This is a genomic window from Sphingobium sp. TomMM15 (assembly GCF_055397045.1).
This window is the reverse complement of record NZ_AP027314.1, coordinates 1,722,710-1,742,584: the sequence shown is the minus strand read 5'-3', so window position 1 is coordinate 1,742,584 and position 19,875 is coordinate 1,722,710. Positions and strand designations below refer to the sequence as shown.

Genomic DNA, 19,875 nt, shown 5'->3' with positions numbered 1-19,875 from the left:
GCTATTAGCGCCCCAATAGCCCCCTTGCTTGCCCCGCTATTTCGGCGAGCATCGCTACGTTGGGTGCCGCAGCCGCCTTGGCGCGGTGGACCAGGGCGCGGAATTGGGTGATGCGGGGCTGCTTGTCGGCGAGCCATGCGTCGACATGGGCAAGGATGTCCTTGCCGTTGGATTTGCCGCCCTGTTCCAGGAAGTCCAGGCGGACCTGCTGCATGTCGCGGGCGACGCCGGAGATGAGCAGCCTTTCCCATGGGTCGCTGGGGGCCATGCGGGCGGCGGTTGACTGCACCCAGTCGATGCCGACCGTTTCGCCCAGATGGGTGAAGGCGCGGGTAAGGGCGACTTCATCGACCTTTAGCCGCACCGCAAGCGCGGCGATGCCGACGGCGCCGTCCAGCTTGAACAGACCGGCGGTGCGGCGCACGAGATCCTCTGGCGCGCCCAGTGCGAGGAGGCGGTCGATGACGGCATTGGTGCGGCGCAGGGCTTCGCTGGTGAGGAGGTCATCGACATCGCGGGCCAGCTTTTCGACGCCGCTGGCAAGCAGGGCGTGACCGGCGCCGGGCAGCGTTCCGGTCGGAAGGCTGCGCAAAATGTCGGCAATCTGTATCCGTACGCCATTGGCGACGTCGGCGAACAGGGCGAGGCGCGCCGCCTCCGACATAACGGCGGCGTCGATGTCGGCCCAGAGCGTGCCGATGTCATAGAGACGCTCCGCAATCAGGAAGGCGCTGGCCAGATCGGCGAGCGAGCAGCCTTCCTCTTCGGCGAGTTCGAAGGGGTGGATGAGGCCGAGGCGATTGACGATGCGGTTGGCGACTTTGGTCGCGACGATTTCCTTTGCAAGAGCGTGGGCGGCAATGGCGTCCGCCTCCTTCTTTTGCATGGCGGGCGGGAAGGCCGCGGCGAGTTCCGGACCCATGCTGGGGTCGAGGGCAAGTTGCCCCTGTTCGATGGCATCCTGTAGCGCGAGCTTGGCCGTGGAGAGGAGGACGGCCAGTTCGGGACGGGTAAGGCCAAGGCCATCCTGTCCACGCCGAAGCAGCATGTCATTGGCGGCAAGACCCTCCACCTGCCGGTCGAGCCGCCCGCTTTCCTCGAAGGTTTCGATCAGCCGGACATAGCTGGCGAGGTCCGCCGTTCCACCGGATTCGGCGATGGACAGGCCCAGCACCTGAAGGCGGTTATCCTCCAGCACGATGTCGGCCACGGCATCGGTCATGCTTTCGAGCAGTTTGTTGCGCGCGTCGAAGGCCAGACGGCCTTCCGCCATTTCCTGGTTGAGCGCGATCTTGATGTTCACTTCATTGTCCGAACAATCGACGCCCGCCGAATTGTCGATGAAGTCCGTGTTGATGCGGCCCCCGCGAAGCGAAAAGACGATGCGCGCAGCCTGGGTGACGCCGAGATTGGCGCCTTCACCGACGACCTTGACGCGCAGATCCTCCGCATTGACGCGCAAGCGGTCATTGGCGGGATCGCCCACATCGCCATGGCTTTGCGCAGCGGACTTCACATAGGTGCCGATGCCGCCGAACCACAACAGGTCAGCAGGGCTCTTGAGTATGGCGCTGACGAGAGCCGCCGGTTCCATTTCGGTTTCCGTGACGCCCAGCATCGCCTGAACCTGAGCGCTTAGCGGGATACTCTTCAAGGTGCGGGGATAGACGCCGCCGCCTTTTGAGATCAGCGATTTGTCATAATCATCCCAGCTGGACCGGGGCAATTGGAACAGGCGGTCGCGTTCCTTCCAGCTCTTCGCCGGATCGGGGTCCGGATCGAGGAAGATGTGGCGGTGGTCGAAGGCGGCGAGCAGCCGGATCGATTTGGACAGCAGCATGCCGTTGCCGAATACGTCGCCCGACATGTCACCGCAGCCGACGACACTGACCGGCTCGCTTTGCACATCGATGCCCATTTCGGCGAAGTGCCGCCGGACGCTGATCCACGCGCCGCGCGCGGTGATGCCCATCGCCTTATGATCATAGCCATGTGATCCGCCGCTGGCGAAGGCATCGCCCAGCCAGAAGTCGCGATCCAGCGCGATCGCGTTGGCGACGTCGCTGAAGGTGGCCGTGCCCTTGTCCGCCGCGACCACGAAATAGGGATCGTCGCCATCGTGAATGACGGTTTGCGCGGGGTGGCGGACCTTGCCCTTCACGATATTGTCGGTGACCGACAGCAGCGCGCGGATGAAGATGCGGTAGCTTTCGGTGCCCTCCGCCATCCATGCGTCGCGATCGACCTGCGGGTTGGGAAGCTGCTTGGGATAGAAGCCGCCCTTTGCGCCGGTCGGCACGATGACGGCGTTCTTCACCCGCTGGGCCTTCATGAGGCCGAGAATTTCCGTGCGGAAATCGTCGCGCCGGTCGGACCAGCGCAGGCCGCCGCGTGCGATCGGCCCCGCGCGCAGGTGAATGCCCTCCACGCGGGGGGAGTAGACCCAGATTTCGCGCCATGGCAGTGGTGCGGGCAGGCCGGGTACCTGCGCGCTGTCGAGTTTGAAGGCGAGCGCTTCGGCGGCGGCGTTGCTGAAGAAATTGGTGCGCAGGGTAGCCGTGATGACGGCGCGCAGCAGGCGCAGCACCCGGTCCTCGTCGATCGCGCTGACCTTTTCGAGGCCCGCGTTGATGGCGGCCTGTGCCTGTTCGGCGCGGGTCGGGCCGTCCTTTGCGGCGGGGTCATGCAGAGCTTCGAACAGGGTGATGAGTTGGCGCGCAATCTCCTGTTCCCGGCGCAGCGTTTCGGCGAAGGTCGCCATGCCATAGGCCATGCCGGTCTGACGCAGATAGCGGAAGAGCGCGCGGAACAGCACGACGGCGCGGGGCGCGAGCCCTGCCGTCACGATCAGTTCGTTGAACCGGTCATTTTCGGCGCGGCCTTCCAGCACCTGCGCGATCGCTTCGGTCACTATGGCGGCGCGAGCGACGACTGCCTCGCCACTGCCGCCCGTGGGGAGTTCAAGGACGAAGCGCTGGACGTGGCCCTGCGCGCCGCCATCGACCGCCGTCGTCATTTCATCGATGACGCGAAAACCGAAATTCTCGAACGCCGGAACGACTTCCGACAGGGCGATCACATCGTGGCTGTAGAGCTTCAGACGCAGCTGCTCGGGCGTGTCCTCGCCGTTGCGGTAGATGCGGATCGATTTGTCGCCGGGGCCGCCAAGACCGTGGAGCAAGCGGATGTCGATCGCTGCCTCGGCCGGGCCGGCGCCGTTGCGATAGGCCATGGGAAAGCCGGGCGCATAGCGTTGGGCAAGCGCGGCGGCGCGGCCGGGCTCTTCGGTTTCGGCCAGCGCTTCCTCGACGGCGGGCAGCCAGCCGCGCACCATCTGCTTCAACTGGCGGTCGAGCGAAACTTCGTCAGGCACCACGCCACCATCGCGCAGGTCGAGCGTGATGCGCAGCAGCGCAAGGCCGCTTTCCTCAAGCGCGATCGACCAGCTGAGCACGGGCGCATGGGCGGCCTGCGAGAGCATATCCTGCACGGCAAGGCGGCGGGCGGTGGTCAGTTCGTCGCGCGGCAGCCAGGCGAAGGCATAGAGATGGCGGGGGAGGGCGCTGGTGCCGAGCGCCAGCTTTGGACGCGGCCGGTCGGTCAGCGACATGAAGGTGAGCGCGAGCCGTTCCAGCGTTTCATGATCGAAGCCGATCAATATGTCGTGCGGCAGGGCGGTGAGCGCGTGAACGAGCACTTTGCCCGCATGGCCGCCGGGATCGAAGCCGAACTTGTCCATCAGGGCGGAAAGGGCGGAACGGAGCAGCGGCACCTTGTCGGGACTGGCCGACAGCGCCGCGCTGGTCCACATGCCCGCGTGGATCGAGAGAGCGACCAGCTTTTTCCCTTCCCGCACTGGCACGATGATGAGGTCGAGCAGGACGGCGCGATGGACGCGGGAGAGCTTGTTCGATTTGATGATGAGCGGGTTGCGCTTGCCCTCTTCAAACCAGGTGAAGGCCGCTTCGAGCGAAGCGGGCGCGAGCAGCGGCGTGTCATCCAGCGTGCAGATGCCCAGCTGATCTTCCGCCTTGCCATTGCGCAGGCGGCGTTCGTGGCCCGTTTGCGTGAAGTGGCGCGCGAGGAACCAGCGAAGGAGTGCGGCCCCTTCACCGTCGGGGATGGCGTCCGCATCCCGGCTCATGGCGTCGCGCATCTTCGGCCAGTCGGCAACCGCGGCGCGGACATCGGTCAGCGTCTGGCGCAGCGATTTTTCCAGCGCGCGGCGGCCCTTCGCGTCGGCGCGATCCGCCTCGATATAGATCATGGATTCGCGGCGGGCGCCGGGGGCTTCGTCGTCCAGAATGGCGGTCAGCTTGCCCGCTTCGCTGCGGTCGATCGAGAGGACCGGGTGGAGCAGGCGGTAGATGGTGACGTCATGCGATGCCAGCGCATTGGCGATCGAGTCCACCAGGAAGGGCATGTCGTCATTGACGATGGCGATCCGCATGTAGCGGCCGGTCGCGCCTTCGCCGAGCGTTTCGATGGAAATGGCAAGCTGGCCCGATTTGCGGACGTCGGCGGCGCGGCCGAGGAAGGCGGCTGCGGTTACCGCTGCCTCATGATCGAAATCCTCGCTTTCGCCTGGGAGTGCGCCCCTTTCAAGCGCTGCCTCAAGCGCCTTGCGGATCGATACGTTTACTCGGCCGGTCTTCGGCTCGGACAATGCCGTCATGCGTAACCTCTTCCCGCTGCGGCTGTATGCCGCTTTCCCTGAACGGGGACGACGCTGGCATGTTGTCACGCGACTCCCCGGCTCGCCTTGTTATGCGCTAGCGCCCGGTGAGGCTCAATTGGAGAAATGAAATAAAGTTACTGGCCGTCGAAATATAATGAGCGTTGTCGTTCGGTTAGGCGGCCGCCGCGACGATCACCCGCTGACCAAGGTCCGATCCATCGGGAAGGGCGCCGACTATCGCCAGAGTGCCGTCCGCTTCCCGCCGGGCGATGACGACGGCGAGGCCGTCTCCATCGGTCGAAATGGCGACAGGGTCGATCGGCGCGGCGGCCTTCATCGCGGCGCGCGCGGTCTGGCTGGGGTCGGGGCGAGGGGGTAGGAGCGAGCGGCGCTGGGCTCGCTCGTCCCGGATCAGGGCCTTGAGGCCGCCGGGATATTCGCCGAGATAGTCGCCAAGCGCGCCGAGGCCGAGGCCTGCGCTCTTCGCATGTTCGAGCGCGGTCGCATATTCGGTGATGCGCGTCTTGTCATAGGTGGAGCCGAAGACCAGCTTCACCACGGCGGTTAGGGGGCTGCGCGCCTGGGGCTTGATGCCGGCGTCGGCCAGCATCTCGGCATAATCTTCCGGTGACGCCTCGCTCATCAGGGCGAAGTCGTAGGCGAGGCCAATGGCGCGGTAGAGGGCGCCGTGGGTGCGGGCTTCGCTGGTGCGGGCCTGCTCCGCGCCGTCGCGGGCGAGGGCGAGCCAGTCGGCGAGCGGCGCGTCCTCGGCCGGGCTTTCCATGCCGGACAGGTCGAGCGTGTCGTCATCTTCGCCCGCCGCCGGACCATCGGCCCAGATCGGTGCTACGGCATGCGGAGCGGCGCTGCTGCGCAGGGCGGCATCGACTTCACGGCCCAGCTCGTCGGCGACGGCCTGGCTCGCCAGTTCCTTCCAGCTGATGACGCCGAACACGAAATCGATCGTCTCGCCATCGGAGGAGAAGGGCATGAGGATGCCGCGATAGAGGATTTCCGACCCGCGCTGGTTGAGGAAGCCTGCTTCGAAACCGATCGGCGCGGCGTTGGCGATGATCTGCAGATAATGGTCGGTCAGGCGCGACAACAGCGAGCGCGACGGCACGTCGTTGATGAACTGGATGGCGCCGGTGACGTCGCACTCACGCCGTAGCGCGGTGCCGAGATACACGACCGCCGGGTTATCGAGTCCGGTGCTGAAATCCAGAAGGACGCTGTTGGGGCCGAAATCCTCCAGATGATCGGGCGAAAGATCCTCGATCGACGGAAGCGTGCGGTCGCCCAGCAGGGACGCCCAATAATTATAGGCGCGCACCTGCATGCGCCGCTCGTCGGAGCCTACGCTGGACGGCGGCTCCATCGCCTCGTGATCGGCATAGTCGAAATCATCCTGTTCATTGGAGATTTCCTGCCCCCGCAGAGTGTCCATCCGGTCGGTCCTAATCCAGAAGAAAAGCTTTCCTGAGACTCGACACTGCCATGGGATGGTAAACATGCCGTGAAGAAGCGGCGGGCCTGACGCAACGCGCGCGCCCCTTGCCCCGGAAGAGATGGTGCACGAAGATGCATTGCCCGCTTGTCCTGCGCACCAACCGCTGTTATCTGGCCCACCCAACGCCGCTTTAGCTCAGTTGGTAGAGCACATCATTCGTAATGATGGGGTCACGTGTTCGAGTCACGTAAGCGGCACCATTCTCTCCTACATATACCCATAGACCGGAGACGCTCTCGCCAAGGGCGGAAATCGGTCGTGATTTCCGAGGCTTGCCCGCACGCAAAATGCGCTCTGGAAAACGGAGACCGCTCTGAACGGTACGGGCGGCGCAATCGGGCGCCATATCTCCAAGGGGCCTTTTGGTGGACCCGAAAACGACGTGGGCTGAACGAGAAGCGGTGCCGATCGGCACCGCTTCTCGTTGGTACGGTTGACGAATCTCAGCTGAACCCGAACATCGACTCCTGGCCTAGCCAGTCCAGCGGGATGCGGTTGGTCTGCATCACCTGCTTGCGGCTGAGGATAGGTGGCTGGCGCCCTTCGAGAATGGCCTTGATAATCGACGGTGCCAGATAGTTGGTCCGCAGCAGATCGGCGAGATATTCCCGGCCGCAGCCAAGCCGCGCGGCGACCTCCAGGAAGCTGCCTCCCTTGTCCATCTCGGCCCGGGCTGCAAAGGCCTGCGCTACCAGTTTGAGCAGTGATGGATTGGGCCGGGGGGATTGCGTTGCGGGCGGAGGAATGACGATTCTGGTCTGACGACCGGTGCGAACCATATTTATCCCAACCTCAAGCTCCTGTTGACCGGCCAGCTGCTGGTCGATGGCTTCCAGTGAAAAGGTAATGACGAGCCTGCCGTCGCCGATGTCGATGCGCCTGACTACGTCAAGCAGATGGCGTCTCTGTTGGACGGCGCTGTTGGAGGACAGAGCATCGATCGCGGCACCGCATCTATCGCGCACCACCTCGATCGTGTCGCTCCCCAGGGTGCATCCGGCAACCGCGGTCCGTACGGCTGCCGCTATCACGGTCCTGAGCTCGTCCAGAACCAGCGCCTCCAGCTCACTCGCCGATACCCGCCAGGCCGGGATTGAGACATCGTCATGACTCTCGATTTGCGAGACATAATAACGGTAACGCTTGTGTTGCTTCACAGCGTGAGATGGTGTCATCCGCCGGCCGACACCATCCCATAGCAAGCCTGCCAGGAGGCTGACGCAAGCGGCCCTGGTTCCCAACCGTCGCTCATTGGACATGTAACGGTTTTGTGCCGGTCACTTGAGAGTTTAAAGCTCGTTCAAGGAGACCGACGAGATGATCAAACATAGCGAGGAGTTCAAGCAGGAGGCGGTGCGGATTGCGCTGACCAGTGGGTTGCCGCGGGAGCGGGTCGCGTTGGATTTGGGGGTTGGCAAATCGACGCTGAACAAGTGGGTGTCGCAGTATCGGCCCAGTGATCTGGTTTCAGCGCCGCAAGCAGATCTGGCGCGCGAGAATGAACGGCTTCGCCTTGAGAACCGCGTGCTGCGGGAGGAGAGGGAAATCCTAAAAAAGGCCACGCAGTTCTTCGCGAGCCAAAGGCCGTGAAGTTCGCTTTCGTGCATAGCTGGCGGCATCGCTGGCCCGTTGCACTGCTCTGCCGTGTCATGCTTGTCAGTGAACGCGGCTATCGTTCCTGGCGCTCGCGCCCGATCAGTTGCCGGGACCGGACGGACATGAAGGTGTTGGCTCATATCCGCGAACAATACAGGCTGAGCCTTGGCAGCTACGGCCGTCCTCGCATGACGATGGAGTTAAAAGAGGTGGGGCTCGATGTGGGTGAGCGCCGGGTCGGGCGCCTTATGACCCGAAGGGCGGCGTAGCCAACATCAACGGGATCAGGCCGGTCCGCACGCGCAAACACAAGGTTACGACAGACAGCCACCATCGCCTGGGTGTCGCGGCAAACTGGCTGGACGGCGATTTCGCCGCCGATGCGCCCAACCGTAAATGGGCCGGCGACATCACCTATATCTGGACGTCGGAGGGATGGCTCTACCTCGCTGTCATCCTCGATCTGCATAGCCGACGCGTCGTGGGCTGGGCTGTCAGCGACAGGATGAAGAAGGATTTGGCGATCAGGGCACTGGATATGGCGGTACGCCTGCGCCAGCCACCAGAGGGCTGCCTTTTCCATTCGGATCGCGGCAGCCAATATTGTTCTTACGATTATCAGAAAAAGCTGCAGGCCTATGGCCTGCGTCCATCAATGAGCGGCAAGGGTAATTGTTACGACAATGCCTCCGTCGAGACGTTCTTCAAATCCCTGAAGGCGGAACTCATCTGGCGGCAGCGCTGGCCAACGCGACGGCAGGCAGAAGCTGCCATCTTCCAATACATCAACGGCTTCTACAACGCCCGTCGTCGCCATTCATATCTGGGCGGCATTAGCCCGCTCGCCTTCGAAGCCAAGGTGGCATAATGAGATAAGTGACCGGCACAAAACCGTTACATGTCCAATCCGCCTATCGACAAGTGCCGAGTGTCCGAGATCGAAAAGCGGCCGTTCCGCACCTGGCAGTCAAAAATTGGCAGCTGAACGGCCGGGAAGGGTCGGGAAAGCGGCTATTTATAGGGAAGTTTGGTGAGTTTATCGAAATTCGCTAACTTTCGTCTCCCTTACAGAACGGCGCGCGATTTGCTGCCTCCCACTCGTCTGAACGTTCATCCCCTTGGCCATCATGGCCACTGGAGGTGTGTCATGGGATTATCAGAATTTGATCCCGCCGCTCGCGAGCGGGTGTCGTGGAACGCGGAACGCAAAGTCGGCGCAAAGCGCGCGCTCAAGCCCCGCCAGATCTGGGCGATCCACTTCTTTCTTGATCAGCATGGACGGACCCGGGATCGTGCGCTCTTTGATCTCGCGATCGATAGCAAGCTTCGCGGCTGTGACCTGGTGAAGATCAAGATCAGCGATATCGTTTGTGACCGGGAAATTCGGACGCGGGCGATCGTCGTTCAGCAAAAGACTGGACGACCAGTTCAGTTCGAACTGATGGACGATGCTCGCGCCAGTCTGCTAAGATGGCTGGAGCTGAGGGGAGGCTCCCTGGGGGATTATGCCTTCCCGAGCCGCACCGATCACGCGACCCATATGAGCACCCGCCAGTATGCCCGCCTGCTGGATGAATGGGTCACAGGCATCGGCCTGCCAAGCGAGGATTATGGCACGCACTCGCTGAGGAGGACGAAGGCGTCGATCATCTACAAAGCCACCGGGAATCTGCGCGCGGTCCAGATCCTGCTTGGGCATACGAAGATTGAAAGCACCGTCAGATATCTCGGGGTCGATGTGGAGGACGCCTTGACCTTGGCGGAAGGCACGGAAATCTGAATTTGTCTGGCTCCTCGCATCTGCGAGGAGCCAGACCCCATGTCGCGTCCGCCACGCGCCACTTCTCGTCGTCCAATCGCGATTCCTTGCGCTTGAAAGCAGACATTCGATTGCGGCCTGGGTTGAAACTTTCTTGTCAGTTCCAGCTAATGTCGCCGCAACGGGGACGGTTCGGGTTACCGGTGCAATCTTAACTAGAATTCAGCCCTTGGGGCCAACATCCGCAGCTGCGAATCGCGGTAAGCTCAGGGTAGGCGAGCGAAGGAGGCGGTGGGTCAGCACATGGATAGGTGGGTTTAAGTTCCACCGGCATCGGTCCGGCAAACGACGAACTGGAGCTGGCAGTTGCGGCTGTCATGAGCCATCGTTTAATCCCGGGCCGGCGGGCAATGCCGATAGATCACGCCAAGAGCGGGCGAGCCGTCAAGTTGGCGGAGATTTTCGCGGACTATATCCACGGAAATTGCGGCGCCATGAAAATAGGTGGTCAGCATGCTCCGCAGGCTTCTGGCCGTTCAGCTCTTGCCGACGACTGACAGCCTGACCTGAGCGCTCCGCAATCCTTCCGATCCGACACTGATGGTCGTGGTGCCTGAGGCGGTGGGCCGGATGATCGCCAGTGCGCGGCCATGCCAGCTTTTCGCCACCGGTTGCCGGAAGCTCGCCAAGCCGCGCGGGTTGGCGTTGCCGAATGCGGCAAGTTCGGCGCTTCCGCTCAGCGAAAGCCGCAGAACATGCGCGGCGTCAGGGACCAGCCGGCCATTGGCGTCGACGACCTCCACGGTGACATGGGCGAGATCGTTCCGGTCCGCGGCTATCTTGGAACGATCGAGCTTCAGCCGCAGGGCTGCTGCAGCGCCCGCAGTCTCCAATTTGCGGCTTCCGATCTTTCGCCCTGCCAAATAGGCGGTCACCATCAGCCGTCCGGGCTCATAGACCACTGGGATCCGCGCTGAGGATGTATTTTCGGGTGTCATCGCCCGGTCCTCGATCATCTTGCCATTCAGTTCGATCGTGACGCGGTCAGCAGGAGTGAAGATGCTGACGTCGAGCGGCTTGCCCTCGGCACCCGGCCAGGTCCAGCTTTCAAGCTCATCGCGCCAGCCCCACAGGAAAGGCCGCTCCTGCTTGCCTTCCGGGATCGGCCGCTGGACCGCAACCTCAAGTGGGCTGAGGCCCCAAATAACGTCGCGGGCGAGCGACTGCGGCCGCTGTTGGCCGATCAGGTCGAGATCGCCGCAGGACGCCCCGAACCACGGATATTCATCCGGGCCGAACGTCTCTCCGGACAGGAGCGTGCGGCCGATCGCCGCCTCGCCCAGATAATCCATTGCCGTCCATACGAAGTCGCCGATCAGGTATGGCGAGCGATCGGTGAGGCGCCACACCTTGTCCACGTCGGCCGGGAAGCTTTCCGTTCCCACCATGACCCTGTCGGGGAATTTTGCATGGTCTCGTTCGTAGTTGCTGAACTTATAATTATAGCCGGCAACGTCGAGGAACTGGGCGGCGGCCTGATCCGGTCGTCCATCCGGACCGGTCACATCGGGGCCGGGGCTGCCGTTGATCGCCTGCGTCACCGGACGGGTCGGGTCAAGCCGGTGCAACTCGTCGCTCAACATTTTCGCTATCGCAACGCCTTCAGGCTGGCCGCGCTCGGGGATCTCGTTGCCGAAGCTCCACATGATTACGCTAGGATGATTGCCGTCGCGCCGGACCATCGCCTCCAGATCCCGCTGCCACCAGCCATCGAAATAAAGGCTGTAGTCGTCCGGATTCTTGGCCACCCGCCACATGTCGAAGGATTCCTCCATCACCAGTATGCCGAGCCGGTCGCAGGCGTCGAGAAAGGCGGGAGAGGGTGGATTGTGCGATGTCCGGAGCGCGTTGAAACCTCGCGCCTTGAGCATTTCGACCTTGCGATATTCCGCGCGGTCGATCGCCACGGCGCCAAGGATGCCGTTGTCGTGGTGAACACAGCCGCCACGCAACTTATATGGCTTGCCGTTGATGCGCAGGCCATTCTGGGCGTCGATCTCGACCCGGCGGATGCCGAGGGGAGCCGTCATCCGATCGATGACTTCGCCGCCCGCCTGCAACGTGCATTCCACCTGATAGAGATGGGGCGCGTCCGGCGACCACAGCCGGGGACGTGCCATTTCCAGCGACGTTGTCACACGGTCACCGGCCGCCACGGTCTTTTCGGCGACGGCTTTTCCTGCATCGTCGAGGATGCGGGTCGTCACCATGCCGCCGGTCTGCGATCCCTCGATCCGGGTCACGACCTCCACGGTGGCCTTTTCTTGCGACACGCTGGGTGTGGTGACCGTAACGCCCCATTGTTCGAAACGGAACGCGCGCGTGATGTCGAGCCACACATGCCGGTAAATGCCCGAGCCCGCATACCAGCGGCTGTTGCGGCCGATATTGGCCGCGCGCACCGCCAGCACATTGTCGCCTGATGGTGAAAGGTGCGGGGTCAGATCGTATGCGAAGGGGACATATCCGTTGGGCCGCTGGCCGAGCAGGACGCCGTTCAACCAGACCTGGGCATTCATGTGAACGCCGTCGAAGACGATCTGGACGCGGGCGTCAGGGCTAAGCGGCGGCAATTTGAAGCGCTTGCGATACCAGCCGACGCCACCGACGGTGAAGCCGGTGGGCGCGCCGCTGGCGCTGCGGGCATAGCCCAGATTGTCGTTCAATCCGGCATCGAACGGGCCGATGAGGCGGGGCACGTCCTTCGACGGCACCTTCTGCCACAAGGGGGCGCTATCGACCGAGCGAAGCACCGCATTGAGGGCTGGATCGCTTCCCGGACGGTCCTCAATGCTCCAGTCATGCGGCAACTCGACCCGGCGCCATGCCGAATCGTCATAGGCGGGCTTTGCAACGTCCGCGCCGTCGCCGAGCAGGAAGCTCCATCCATCGTCGAAAACTTGGCCCCGACGGTCGAGCGTCAACGGGGCGGGCGATAGGCGAGGGACAAGGGAAAACGCGCGGGAAGCAGGGATCAGCACTGCGGCGCTCACCGACAGGCGCAGGAGCGTCCGCCGGGAAAGACCAGCGCCAAATCGCACGTTCATCGCTCTATACTCCTGCAATCATTGTCGGTGTCGCGGCGGCGGCTGCTCGCAATGATGCCCGAGCCCAGTTGGGACGTCACAAAGCCATTCGCTGAAAGCTCTCCACCGCTTGTTTATTAGTATGAGTATATCCGGCACCAGAAGGCGTCAATCCAGTGCCGTCCTGTCCGGGCCGACGAGTTGGCGATCGCCGGGCCATGCATCCCTATCGGCTTGGGGCAGGACGCGCGCAGGGTTTCCTGGCCGCGGCCCAGGAGATCGCGCTTTCCAGCATCGTCCGGTAGGTTGGGTCGGAATAGGTCTGCGGCCGATGGCCGATCGCCGAATAAAAGGATCGCCCCCGGCCGACACAGCGGGTCCATGCGATGGGATGATCCCCCATGCGTAGGTCCTGCTTCATCATGCCGATCGGCGAATAGCTGCCTTCATCCAACGTGGCGAGGACATGGGCTCCCGACAGGCGGGGGCTTGCCTTGAAGGAATACCATTCGTCTTTCATCGTCCATGCCGTCGGCAGCCCGGCTGCGACCGGATGTTTCGGATCATCCAGCCGGATTTGCGCATCCTGAAATTGCGGCCCCATAGGATGACCGATGAACCGCGCGCCGATCAGTGTGTCCGCATACCAGTCCCAGAAATAGGCGGGGTCCCCGGCTGAACCATGGACCGCGACGAAGCCGCCGCCGCGCTCGATATAAGACTTGAGCGCCTCGCGCTGGGTCAGGGTCAGCACATCGCCGCTGACGTTGTTCCATATCACGGCATCGAACCGGCTGAGGATCGCCGGAGAGATCGCGCCGCCGCGATCCGTGGCCACCATCGCCCAGCCGTGACGCTTCGCCATGTCGAGGAACGCCGCATGGGCGGCCTCCACCGAGGGGCCGTCGCGAAATCCGGTCATCTTTTCGAACAACAGGATGCGCGGCTTGCCCTTGGGCAGGATGAAGGTCGGCCGGTCGTCGTCATAGCGGGCGCAGCGCGCTACGCGATCCGCATCCGTCACGCTGATGGCCTTCAGTCGATCCGCTATGCTGGCCATCTTGTCCGCGCTGATCCGCAGCATCGCCCCGGCTTCGCGCACTGAAAGAATCGCCGAAAAACTGGGCGCGGTGGTGCTCGTGAACATCGGCGGCAGCTTCGCGAGGATGCCCGGCGCTTCCGTTTCGACAGCGGCGCGCGCCGCGGGGTTCAGCAATATGTCCATGAACGGTGACGCGAGCGAGAATGGCGCGTCGCGCAGCGGGCAATCCAGTGTTGCGGCCGATGCCGGGGCTACGGTGCTGATCAGCGCCAGCAGCGCGATGAGAAGACGCTTGGTCATGCGATTGCGGTCTCCATTGCGAGCGCATTGGCCGACCTACTGCCCCCAAGCACGCAGAACGGCACATATAGCTCACATGCCGCCATCAAGAAAAAACTGTTTCGCAACAGGGCGCTGCCCCCTCGCGTGAGATGCCGAACATTCAAGTTCAATGGATTGGCCAAGGCACGTCCGCTCGTTGATATTTAATTAGTATGAGTATATATGATCCTTGACGGCGTCAATCGCCCGACGCCGCTCAAGAAAGACTGCAATGACCGCCAGCACCCACGGAGGCCGATCAACCGCCTGGTTCGACAACTCCGAGAATATGGAGGCGACTGTCCCGCTTGAGCGCCGCCTGAACTTTGACCCCAGCTTGGCGGAGTGTCGGCTTGGCAAGGGCGGCTATCCCTATCCGACCTCGCAGACCTTGGGCCTGCCCCGCGACAATCATTGATGGAGAATGCACAAGTGATCGACGGCAGCGTTCTGGTGGGCGGCGACGCACGCCAGCAGGAAGAGCGGTTCAAGGGTATCGATCCGACAACGGATCTGCCACTTGCCCAGAGCTATTCACAAGCCTCGCCAGAGGACGTCGCGGACGCATGCGCTCTGGCGGCTGATGCGGCGCCATCCTTTGCCGCCCTGACGCCGGACGCAAGAGCGCGCTTTCTCGAAGCCGTTGCCGAGCGGATCGACGCCATCGGCGATTCGCTTATCGAAACGGCTATGGCGGAAACGGGCTTGCCCCGCATGCGTCTGGAAGGTGAGCGCGGACGCACTACCGGGCAGCTCCGGCTGTTCGCCTCCGAATTGCGGGCCGGCTACTGGCTCGACGTGACGATCGATCGCGCCTTGCCGGATCGCGCCCCGCCGCGTCCCGACCTTCGCCGCATGAATGTGCCGCTCGGCCCGGTAGCGGTGTTCGGCGCGTCCAATTTCCCGCTCGCTTTTTCCGTGGCTGGCGGCGATACCGCGTCGGCGCTCGCGGCGGGATGTCCGGTGGTGGCCAAGGGGCATCCGGGTCACCCCGGAACCGGAGAGCTCATCGCTCGCGCCGTGACCCAAGCTGTGACGGACTGCGGTCTTCATCCGGGCGTTTTTTCCTATCTGCCCGGCACTGGCAATGCGCTTGGCGCTGCCGTTGTGGCCGATCCTCGCATCCGCGCGGTCGGCTTTACAGGATCGCGGGCGGGCGGACTTGCGCTCGCCGAGATAGCGGCCCGGCGTCCTGAACCTATCCCCGTTTATGCCGAAATGAGCGCGGTCAATCCCGTCATATTGATGCCGGGCGCTCTCAGAACCCGCGCCGAGACGCTTGGGACGGCATTTGTGGGCTCTCTGACGCAGGGGGCAGGACAGTTTTGCACGAATCCCGGACTGGTCATCGCGATCGACGGACCGGACCTCGACCGCTTCCTCGCTTCGGCCACTTCGGCCGTTAGCGAGGCGTCGCCGCTGGTAATGCTGACGCCCGCCATTCGAGCCGCTTTCACCAATGGCGTAGCCAAGCTGGAGACCATGCCGGGCGCCAGGTTGATCGCACAGGCCCAAGCCCCGGAAGGGCGTGCCGGTGCGGCGTTGTTCGAAAGCTACGCTGAGCAAATCGCTCTTGAACCGGCCCTTGCCGAAGAGGTGTTCGGTGCATCGTCCGTGGTGATCCGTTGCAAGGATGCCGATGCGCTGGCGCAGGTCATCTCCGGACTGGAGGGGCAGTTGACCGCAACGATCCACATGGATGATTCTGATGCTGCCGACGCGGCCGCCATACTTCCTCTTCTCGCGCAAAAGGCGGGCAGGGTCCTGGCGAACGGCTGGCCGACGGGTGTCGAAGTGACCTGGGCGATGGTTCATGGCGGGCCATTCCCCGCCACCATAGACGGAAGGTCCACCTCGGTCGGCACCCTCGCCATGTCTCGCTTCCTGCGGCCGGTCTGCTTTCAGGATATCGGCGCAAAGCTGATCCCGCCGCCATTGCAGGACGCTAACCCCTGGCGCTTGCCGCGCCGCCTTGATGGCAAGATGGAGATCACCCGATGATCCGTTCCCTCGTCCAATATGAACAGGATGGCCGGCGCGGCGTAGCCGCTCTGGACGAGAGCGGAGCAGCCCTGATCGTGCGTGACACGGCTTCCGTGCGGATGCTGGCTGGCGATGCGTTGGCGTCGTCCACCACGCTTGCCGCTCTTGCCGAGGAACGCGCAGGGGCTTCGATCGATTTGGCCGCAGTTACCTTGCTGCCACCGATCGATCATGAAGATCCTGCCCATCTGCTGGTCAGCGGCACCGGCCTCACGCATCTGGGCTCCGCCGAAGGCCGCGACAAGATGCACAAGGCCGCCGCCGCCGGTCAGGCCACCGATTCCATGCGCATGTTCCTGATGGGCGAGGAGGGTGGAAAGCCAGCCGCCGGAACTGAGGGTGTGCAGCCCGAATGGTTCTACAAGGGCGACGGGTCGATCCTGGTGCCGCCGGGCGCACCTTTCCGCAAACCTGCTTTCGCGGGAGATGGGGGCGAGGAGCCGGAAATCGCCGGCATCTACTTCAATGCGCCGGATGGTACGCCGGTTCGCCTGGGCTTTTCAATCGGGAATGAGTTTTCGGACCATGTGACCGAACGGGTCAATTATCTCTGGCTCGCCCATTCCAAGCTACGTCAGGCGTCGCTGGGCGCGGAATTGCTGCTGGGCGACCTGCCCGCCGATGTTCGCGGCGCCAGCAGGATTATCCGCGACGGTGCGATCTTGTGGGAAAGTAGTTTCTTTTCTGGCGAGACGAACATGTCTCACAGCATCGAGAATCTTGAGCATCATCATTTCAAATATGACTTGTTCAGACGTGCCGGCGACGTGCATGTGCATTTCTTCGGCACGGCGACCCTCTCCTTTACCGACCAGGTGGAAACGCGCGCGGGCGATATTTTCGAGATTGAGGCGGATGCCTTCACCATGCCACTTCGCAATCCTCTGATGGAAGCAGCCGAAGAAGGATTGGCTAAAGTGAGGGTGTTATGACCAGCACGCGCTAGGCCTGCCTGTTCGGTGTCGGCATGCTGCCAACGCCGCGACATACCAGGCGCGGAGCTGACCGTCTCGTCGTCGCAATGCATATCTTTACCGCAAAAATGGCTCTACAAAACCACCGGATAATTTTACTACGGAGAATGGCTCGGGATGCAGCCTCACGAAGAAGCCAAGAGGTTGCGAATCCATCAGGCACTCGCGCGGCAGATCGGCATAGCCATCGTTTCGGGTGAGCACCCTCCAGGCTGTGGTTTTGGGGCGGAGATAGAAGAGGCGCAAGCTCTCGGCGTGTCTCGGACCGCCTATCGGGAGGCGATGCGCATTTTAACGGCAAAGGGCCTTCTCGAAAGCAGGCCCAAAGCCGGAACGCGTGTGACGCTTCGTTCCCGATGGAATGTGTTGGATCCGGACATCCTTGCCTGGATGTTCTCATCAGATCACCCTGATGAGCGCTTCGTTCGGGACTTGTTTGAACTGCGCGGCCTTATCGAGCCTGCGGCGGCGGCCTGGGCGGCTACACGGCGCTCGCCTGAGCAATTGGAAAAAATGCGTGCGGCGCTTGAAGCAATGGCGCGGTACGGCTTATCGACGGAGAGCGGCCGAGAAGCGGATCAGCGTTTCCATGGCGCCATCCTGGAAGCGAGCGACAATGAGCCGCTTGCATCTTTGTCTAGTTCGGTGGGCGCCGCGCTCACCTGGACGACGCGTTTCAAGCAGATGAAGTTTGCGCATCCGCGCGATCCGATCGGTGAACATGAAGCAGTATTTGCAGCTATTGCGGCGAGAGACGCGGACGGGGCGCGATCGGCTATGACAGAGCTACTTCGTCTCGCGCTCGATGATATGGGCTTGTCGTCAATTCGTAGTTGAATGTCTGCCTCTCGGATGGAGGCATGGATGCAAAAGTCAGTACCCCCTGTTACCTAGCGGCAGATGGAGCGACTTACAATGGCCTGCAGGGGCCCAAGATGCGCGGGAATTTGCCGGGAGGTGCGGATTAATCTGGCGTCACAACCGGTTGATCAGGTTAAGCTATCGGCAAGGACATCATGATGCGAACGTCCGCTACCGACCCCGGCGAGTTGAGAGCTGCCAGTCTGCAGTCGGCCAACTTTGAGGGGCGTGGACAGGATAGCTGCCCTTCCGGACCTGGAGATCGAAAACAGGTCCCTGTACGGCAAAGAAGGGTCGGGAATGACGATTGGTGGATACCAAATGGCCTTCGCTGTTCATCTACGGGAACAACCCGCGTAGATGGTTCGCCGCGCCAACTCTGTTTAATGCCTCGATCATGGCGGCGGTACGCATGTCGACCTTCTCCGCCTGTGCGCGGCGTTGTGTGCGGGTCAAGGCGTCGGTCAAGATGGTCCGCATGCGGCTGTTAATCTCCTCCAGTGGCCACGTCAGGTTCTGAAGGCCCTGTACCCACTCGAAATAGGATACGACCACGCCGCCGGCGTTGCACAATATGTCGGGCAGCACAACGATGCCGCGCGCGTCGAGCATGTCGTCGGCTTCCAAGGTCGTTGGCCCATTGGCGCCTTCGGCCACGATCCTGCAATTGATACGGGTCGAGTTTTCGGCGGTGATCTGGTTTTGCAGGGCGCAGGGGGCGAGGATGTCGCATTTCAATTCCAGCAGGTCGCGCCCAGGAATGATCTCGCCATAAGAGCAGCCGAACAGCTGGCGATGCTGGCGGACATAGTCTTTTAGCTTGTCGATCGGAAGGCCATTGGGGTTGTGGAGCGCGGCGCTGACATCGCTGATGCCGATGATCTTCGCGCCTGCTTCGGCCAGGAAGGTCGCCGCATGCATGCCGACATTGCCGAACCCCTGCACCACAGCAGTAGCGCCATTGAGGTCCAGCCCGATCTGGCGGCAGGTTTCGCTTACCAGATAGGCAAGACCCCGCCCGGTCGCTTCGTTGCGGCCCAGCGAGCCGCCGAGCACGACCGGCTTTCCCGTCACCACCGAGGGGACCGAATAGCCGACATGTTCGCTATAGGTGTCCATGATCCACGCCATGATCTGCGCATCCGTTCCCATGTCCGGCGCGGGAATATCCTTGTCGGGACTGATCATGCCGATGAATTCGGAGGTATAGCGGCGGGTCAACCGCTCCAGCTCATCCTTGCTGAGCGCGGTAGGATCGACGCGGACGCCGCCCTTGGCGCCGCCGAAGGGCAGTCTAGTGAGCGCACATTTCCACGTCATCCACATGGATAACGCTGCCACCTCGCCCAAGCTGACGTCGGGATGGTAACGCAGACCGCCCTTGGTCGGCCCCATGGTCAGCACATGCTGCACCCGATAGGCGAAGACGGTTTCCACTTGGTCGATGCCGTCGCGCTTGAAGGGGAGGGCGGCAATCTGTGTTCGTTCGGGAAAGAGCAGGCGCTGCCGGATATTGGGATCGAGCCCTGCGATATAGGCGGCCTTCAGGAATTGCTGCTGGGCGAGGTGGAGCATCGAGGAAGACCATTCCGCCCCGCGTGCATGGGTCCGCTCGATCGCGTAATGGATTGAGCGGGTCAGGGATGCGCTGCTGATGCCGTCCTTGAGCAGATAGTCCTCCGCCCCGCCTTCGACCGCCTTGCTGGCGAGGCCGACGTCGTCCATGGCGCTCTGGATGATGATCGGCGTGCGCATGTCATGCGCGCGAAGGCGAAAGAAGGTGTCGAGCGACGCGCTGTCCGGCAGCATCAGGTCCAGCAGGACGACATCGATGCTGCCCACGCCCAGTCGCTCGATCGCACTCTCCAGGGTGCCGGCTACCGCGACCTCGAAATGCTGATGCGCCGATCGGGCGAGCAGCTTCTGGATGAGGCGGGAATAGACCGGATTGTCCTCGACCAGCAGGACGTTGATGCGTTGGTTCGCCATGGCGTTTTACCTCATC

At 62.7% G+C, this 19,875-nt stretch carries 11 protein-coding genes, 1 tRNA gene and 1 pseudogene; 7 read left to right on the top strand and 6 right to left on the bottom strand.

All coding sequences use genetic code 11. The annotated features are described in order from the left end of the window. Positions 1-4 precede the first annotated feature (4 nt). Both ACZ51H_RS08675 and ACZ51H_RS08670 read right to left on the bottom strand, forming a co-directional pair. The gene (locus tag ACZ51H_RS08675) at positions 5-4,675 is read right to left on the bottom strand and encodes an NAD-glutamate dehydrogenase (protein WP_464801572.1); all 4,671 of its coding nucleotides are present in this window, start codon (positions 4,673-4,675) and stop codon (positions 5-7) included. 175 nt (positions 4,676-4,850) lie between these two features. After that, a complete protein-coding gene (locus ACZ51H_RS08670) occupies positions 4,851-6,125 on the bottom strand; it encodes a PAS domain-containing protein (RefSeq protein ID WP_460986596.1) in 1,275 nt (424 codons plus the stop codon). A gap of 187 nt (positions 6,126-6,312) precedes the next feature. On the opposite strand from ACZ51H_RS08670, the gene ACZ51H_RS08665 reads away from it, so the two are divergent. Further along, a tRNA-Thr gene (locus tag ACZ51H_RS08665) sits at positions 6,313-6,388 on the top strand. A gap of 243 nt (positions 6,389-6,631) precedes the next feature. On the opposite strand, the gene ACZ51H_RS08660 is transcribed toward ACZ51H_RS08665, so the two are convergent. Then, positions 6,632-7,345: a hypothetical protein gene (locus ACZ51H_RS08660; protein WP_464801571.1), complete on the bottom strand. Its 714-nt coding sequence runs from the start codon at positions 7,343-7,345 to the stop codon at positions 6,632-6,634. A gap of 160 nt (positions 7,346-7,505) precedes the next feature. On the opposite strand from ACZ51H_RS08660, the pseudogene ACZ51H_RS08655 reads away from it, so the two are divergent. After that, positions 7,506-8,652 (top strand): annotated as a pseudogene (locus ACZ51H_RS08655) (IS3 family transposase). 279 nt (positions 8,653-8,931) lie between these two features. Further along, a complete protein-coding gene (locus ACZ51H_RS08650; RefSeq protein WP_464801570.1) occupies positions 8,932-9,564 on the top strand; it encodes a tyrosine-type recombinase/integrase in 633 nt (210 codons plus the stop codon). Between the two features lie 515 nt (positions 9,565-10,079). Here the strand turns inward: ACZ51H_RS08650 and ACZ51H_RS08645 are convergent. Next, positions 10,080-12,650 (bottom strand): glycoside hydrolase family 2 TIM barrel-domain containing protein, encoded by a 2,571-nt coding sequence (locus ACZ51H_RS08645; protein ID WP_464801569.1) that lies wholly within the window; start codon positions 12,648-12,650, stop codon positions 10,080-10,082. Positions 12,651-12,855: 205 nt separating this feature from the next. Continuing rightward, entirely contained in the window at positions 12,856-13,971 is a 1,116-nt protein-coding gene (locus ACZ51H_RS08640; RefSeq protein WP_460988231.1) for a ThuA domain-containing protein, read from the bottom strand. Between the two features lie 253 nt (positions 13,972-14,224). On the opposite strand from ACZ51H_RS08640, the gene ACZ51H_RS08635 reads away from it, so the two are divergent. The 4 genes from ACZ51H_RS08635 (at position 14,225) to ACZ51H_RS08620 (ending at position 17,846) form a co-directional block, all read left to right on the top strand. Then, entirely contained in the window at positions 14,225-14,410 is a 186-nt protein-coding gene (locus ACZ51H_RS08635; protein ID WP_464801568.1) for a hypothetical protein, read from the top strand. A gap of 14 nt (positions 14,411-14,424) precedes the next feature. Continuing rightward, positions 14,425-15,993 carry an aldehyde dehydrogenase (NADP(+)) gene (locus ACZ51H_RS08630; RefSeq protein WP_464801567.1) on the top strand — a complete coding sequence of 523 codons (1,569 nt, stop codon included), beginning with the start codon at positions 14,425-14,427 and terminating at the stop codon, positions 15,991-15,993. Then, the gene (gene araD1, locus ACZ51H_RS08625) at positions 15,990-16,967 is read left to right on the top strand and encodes an AraD1 family protein (RefSeq protein ID WP_449469225.1); all 978 of its coding nucleotides are present in this window, start codon (positions 15,990-15,992) and stop codon (positions 16,965-16,967) included. Before ACZ51H_RS08630 ends, araD1 begins: the two co-directional genes overlap by 4 nt. Positions 16,968-17,126: 159 nt before the next feature. Continuing rightward, positions 17,127-17,846 carry a FadR/GntR family transcriptional regulator gene (locus ACZ51H_RS08620; RefSeq protein WP_464801566.1) on the top strand — a complete coding sequence of 240 codons (720 nt, stop codon included), beginning with the start codon at positions 17,127-17,129 and terminating at the stop codon, positions 17,844-17,846. A gap of 363 nt (positions 17,847-18,209) precedes the next feature. Here the strand turns inward: ACZ51H_RS08620 and ACZ51H_RS08615 are convergent, their stop codons facing one another. Further along, positions 18,210-19,859 (bottom strand): Glu/Leu/Phe/Val dehydrogenase dimerization domain-containing protein, encoded by a 1,650-nt coding sequence (locus ACZ51H_RS08615; RefSeq protein WP_464801565.1) that lies wholly within the window; start codon positions 19,857-19,859, stop codon positions 18,210-18,212. Positions 19,860-19,875 lie beyond the last annotated feature (16 nt).

Excerpts from the sequence above, each read along its gene's own strand:
- ACZ51H_RS08620 (WP_464801566.1), top strand. The coding sequence starts at position 17,127 with ATGCAGCCTCACGAAGAAGCCAAGAGGTTGCGAATCCATCAGGCACTC.
- ACZ51H_RS08670 (WP_460986596.1), bottom strand. The coding sequence starts at position 6,125 with ATGGACACTCTGCGGGGGCAGGAAATCTCCAATGAACAGGATGATTTC.
- araD1 (WP_449469225.1), top strand. The coding sequence starts at position 15,990 with ATGATCCGTTCCCTCGTCCAATATGAACAGGATGGCCGGCGCGGCGTA.
- ACZ51H_RS08650 (WP_464801570.1), top strand. The coding sequence starts at position 8,932 with ATGGGATTATCAGAATTTGATCCCGCCGCTCGCGAGCGGGTGTCGTGG.
- ACZ51H_RS08640 (WP_460988231.1), bottom strand. The coding sequence starts at position 13,971 with ATGACCAAGCGTCTTCTCATCGCGCTGCTGGCGCTGATCAGCACCGTA.
- ACZ51H_RS08635 (WP_464801568.1), top strand. The coding sequence starts at position 14,225 with ATGACCGCCAGCACCCACGGAGGCCGATCAACCGCCTGGTTCGACAAC.
- ACZ51H_RS08645 (WP_464801569.1), bottom strand. The coding sequence starts at position 12,650 with ATGAACGTGCGATTTGGCGCTGGTCTTTCCCGGCGGACGCTCCTGCGC.
- ACZ51H_RS08675 (WP_464801572.1), bottom strand. The coding sequence starts at position 4,675 with ATGACGGCATTGTCCGAGCCGAAGACCGGCCGAGTAAACGTATCGATC.
- ACZ51H_RS08615 (WP_464801565.1), bottom strand. The coding sequence starts at position 19,859 with ATGGCGAACCAACGCATCAACGTCCTGCTGGTCGAGGACAATCCGGTC.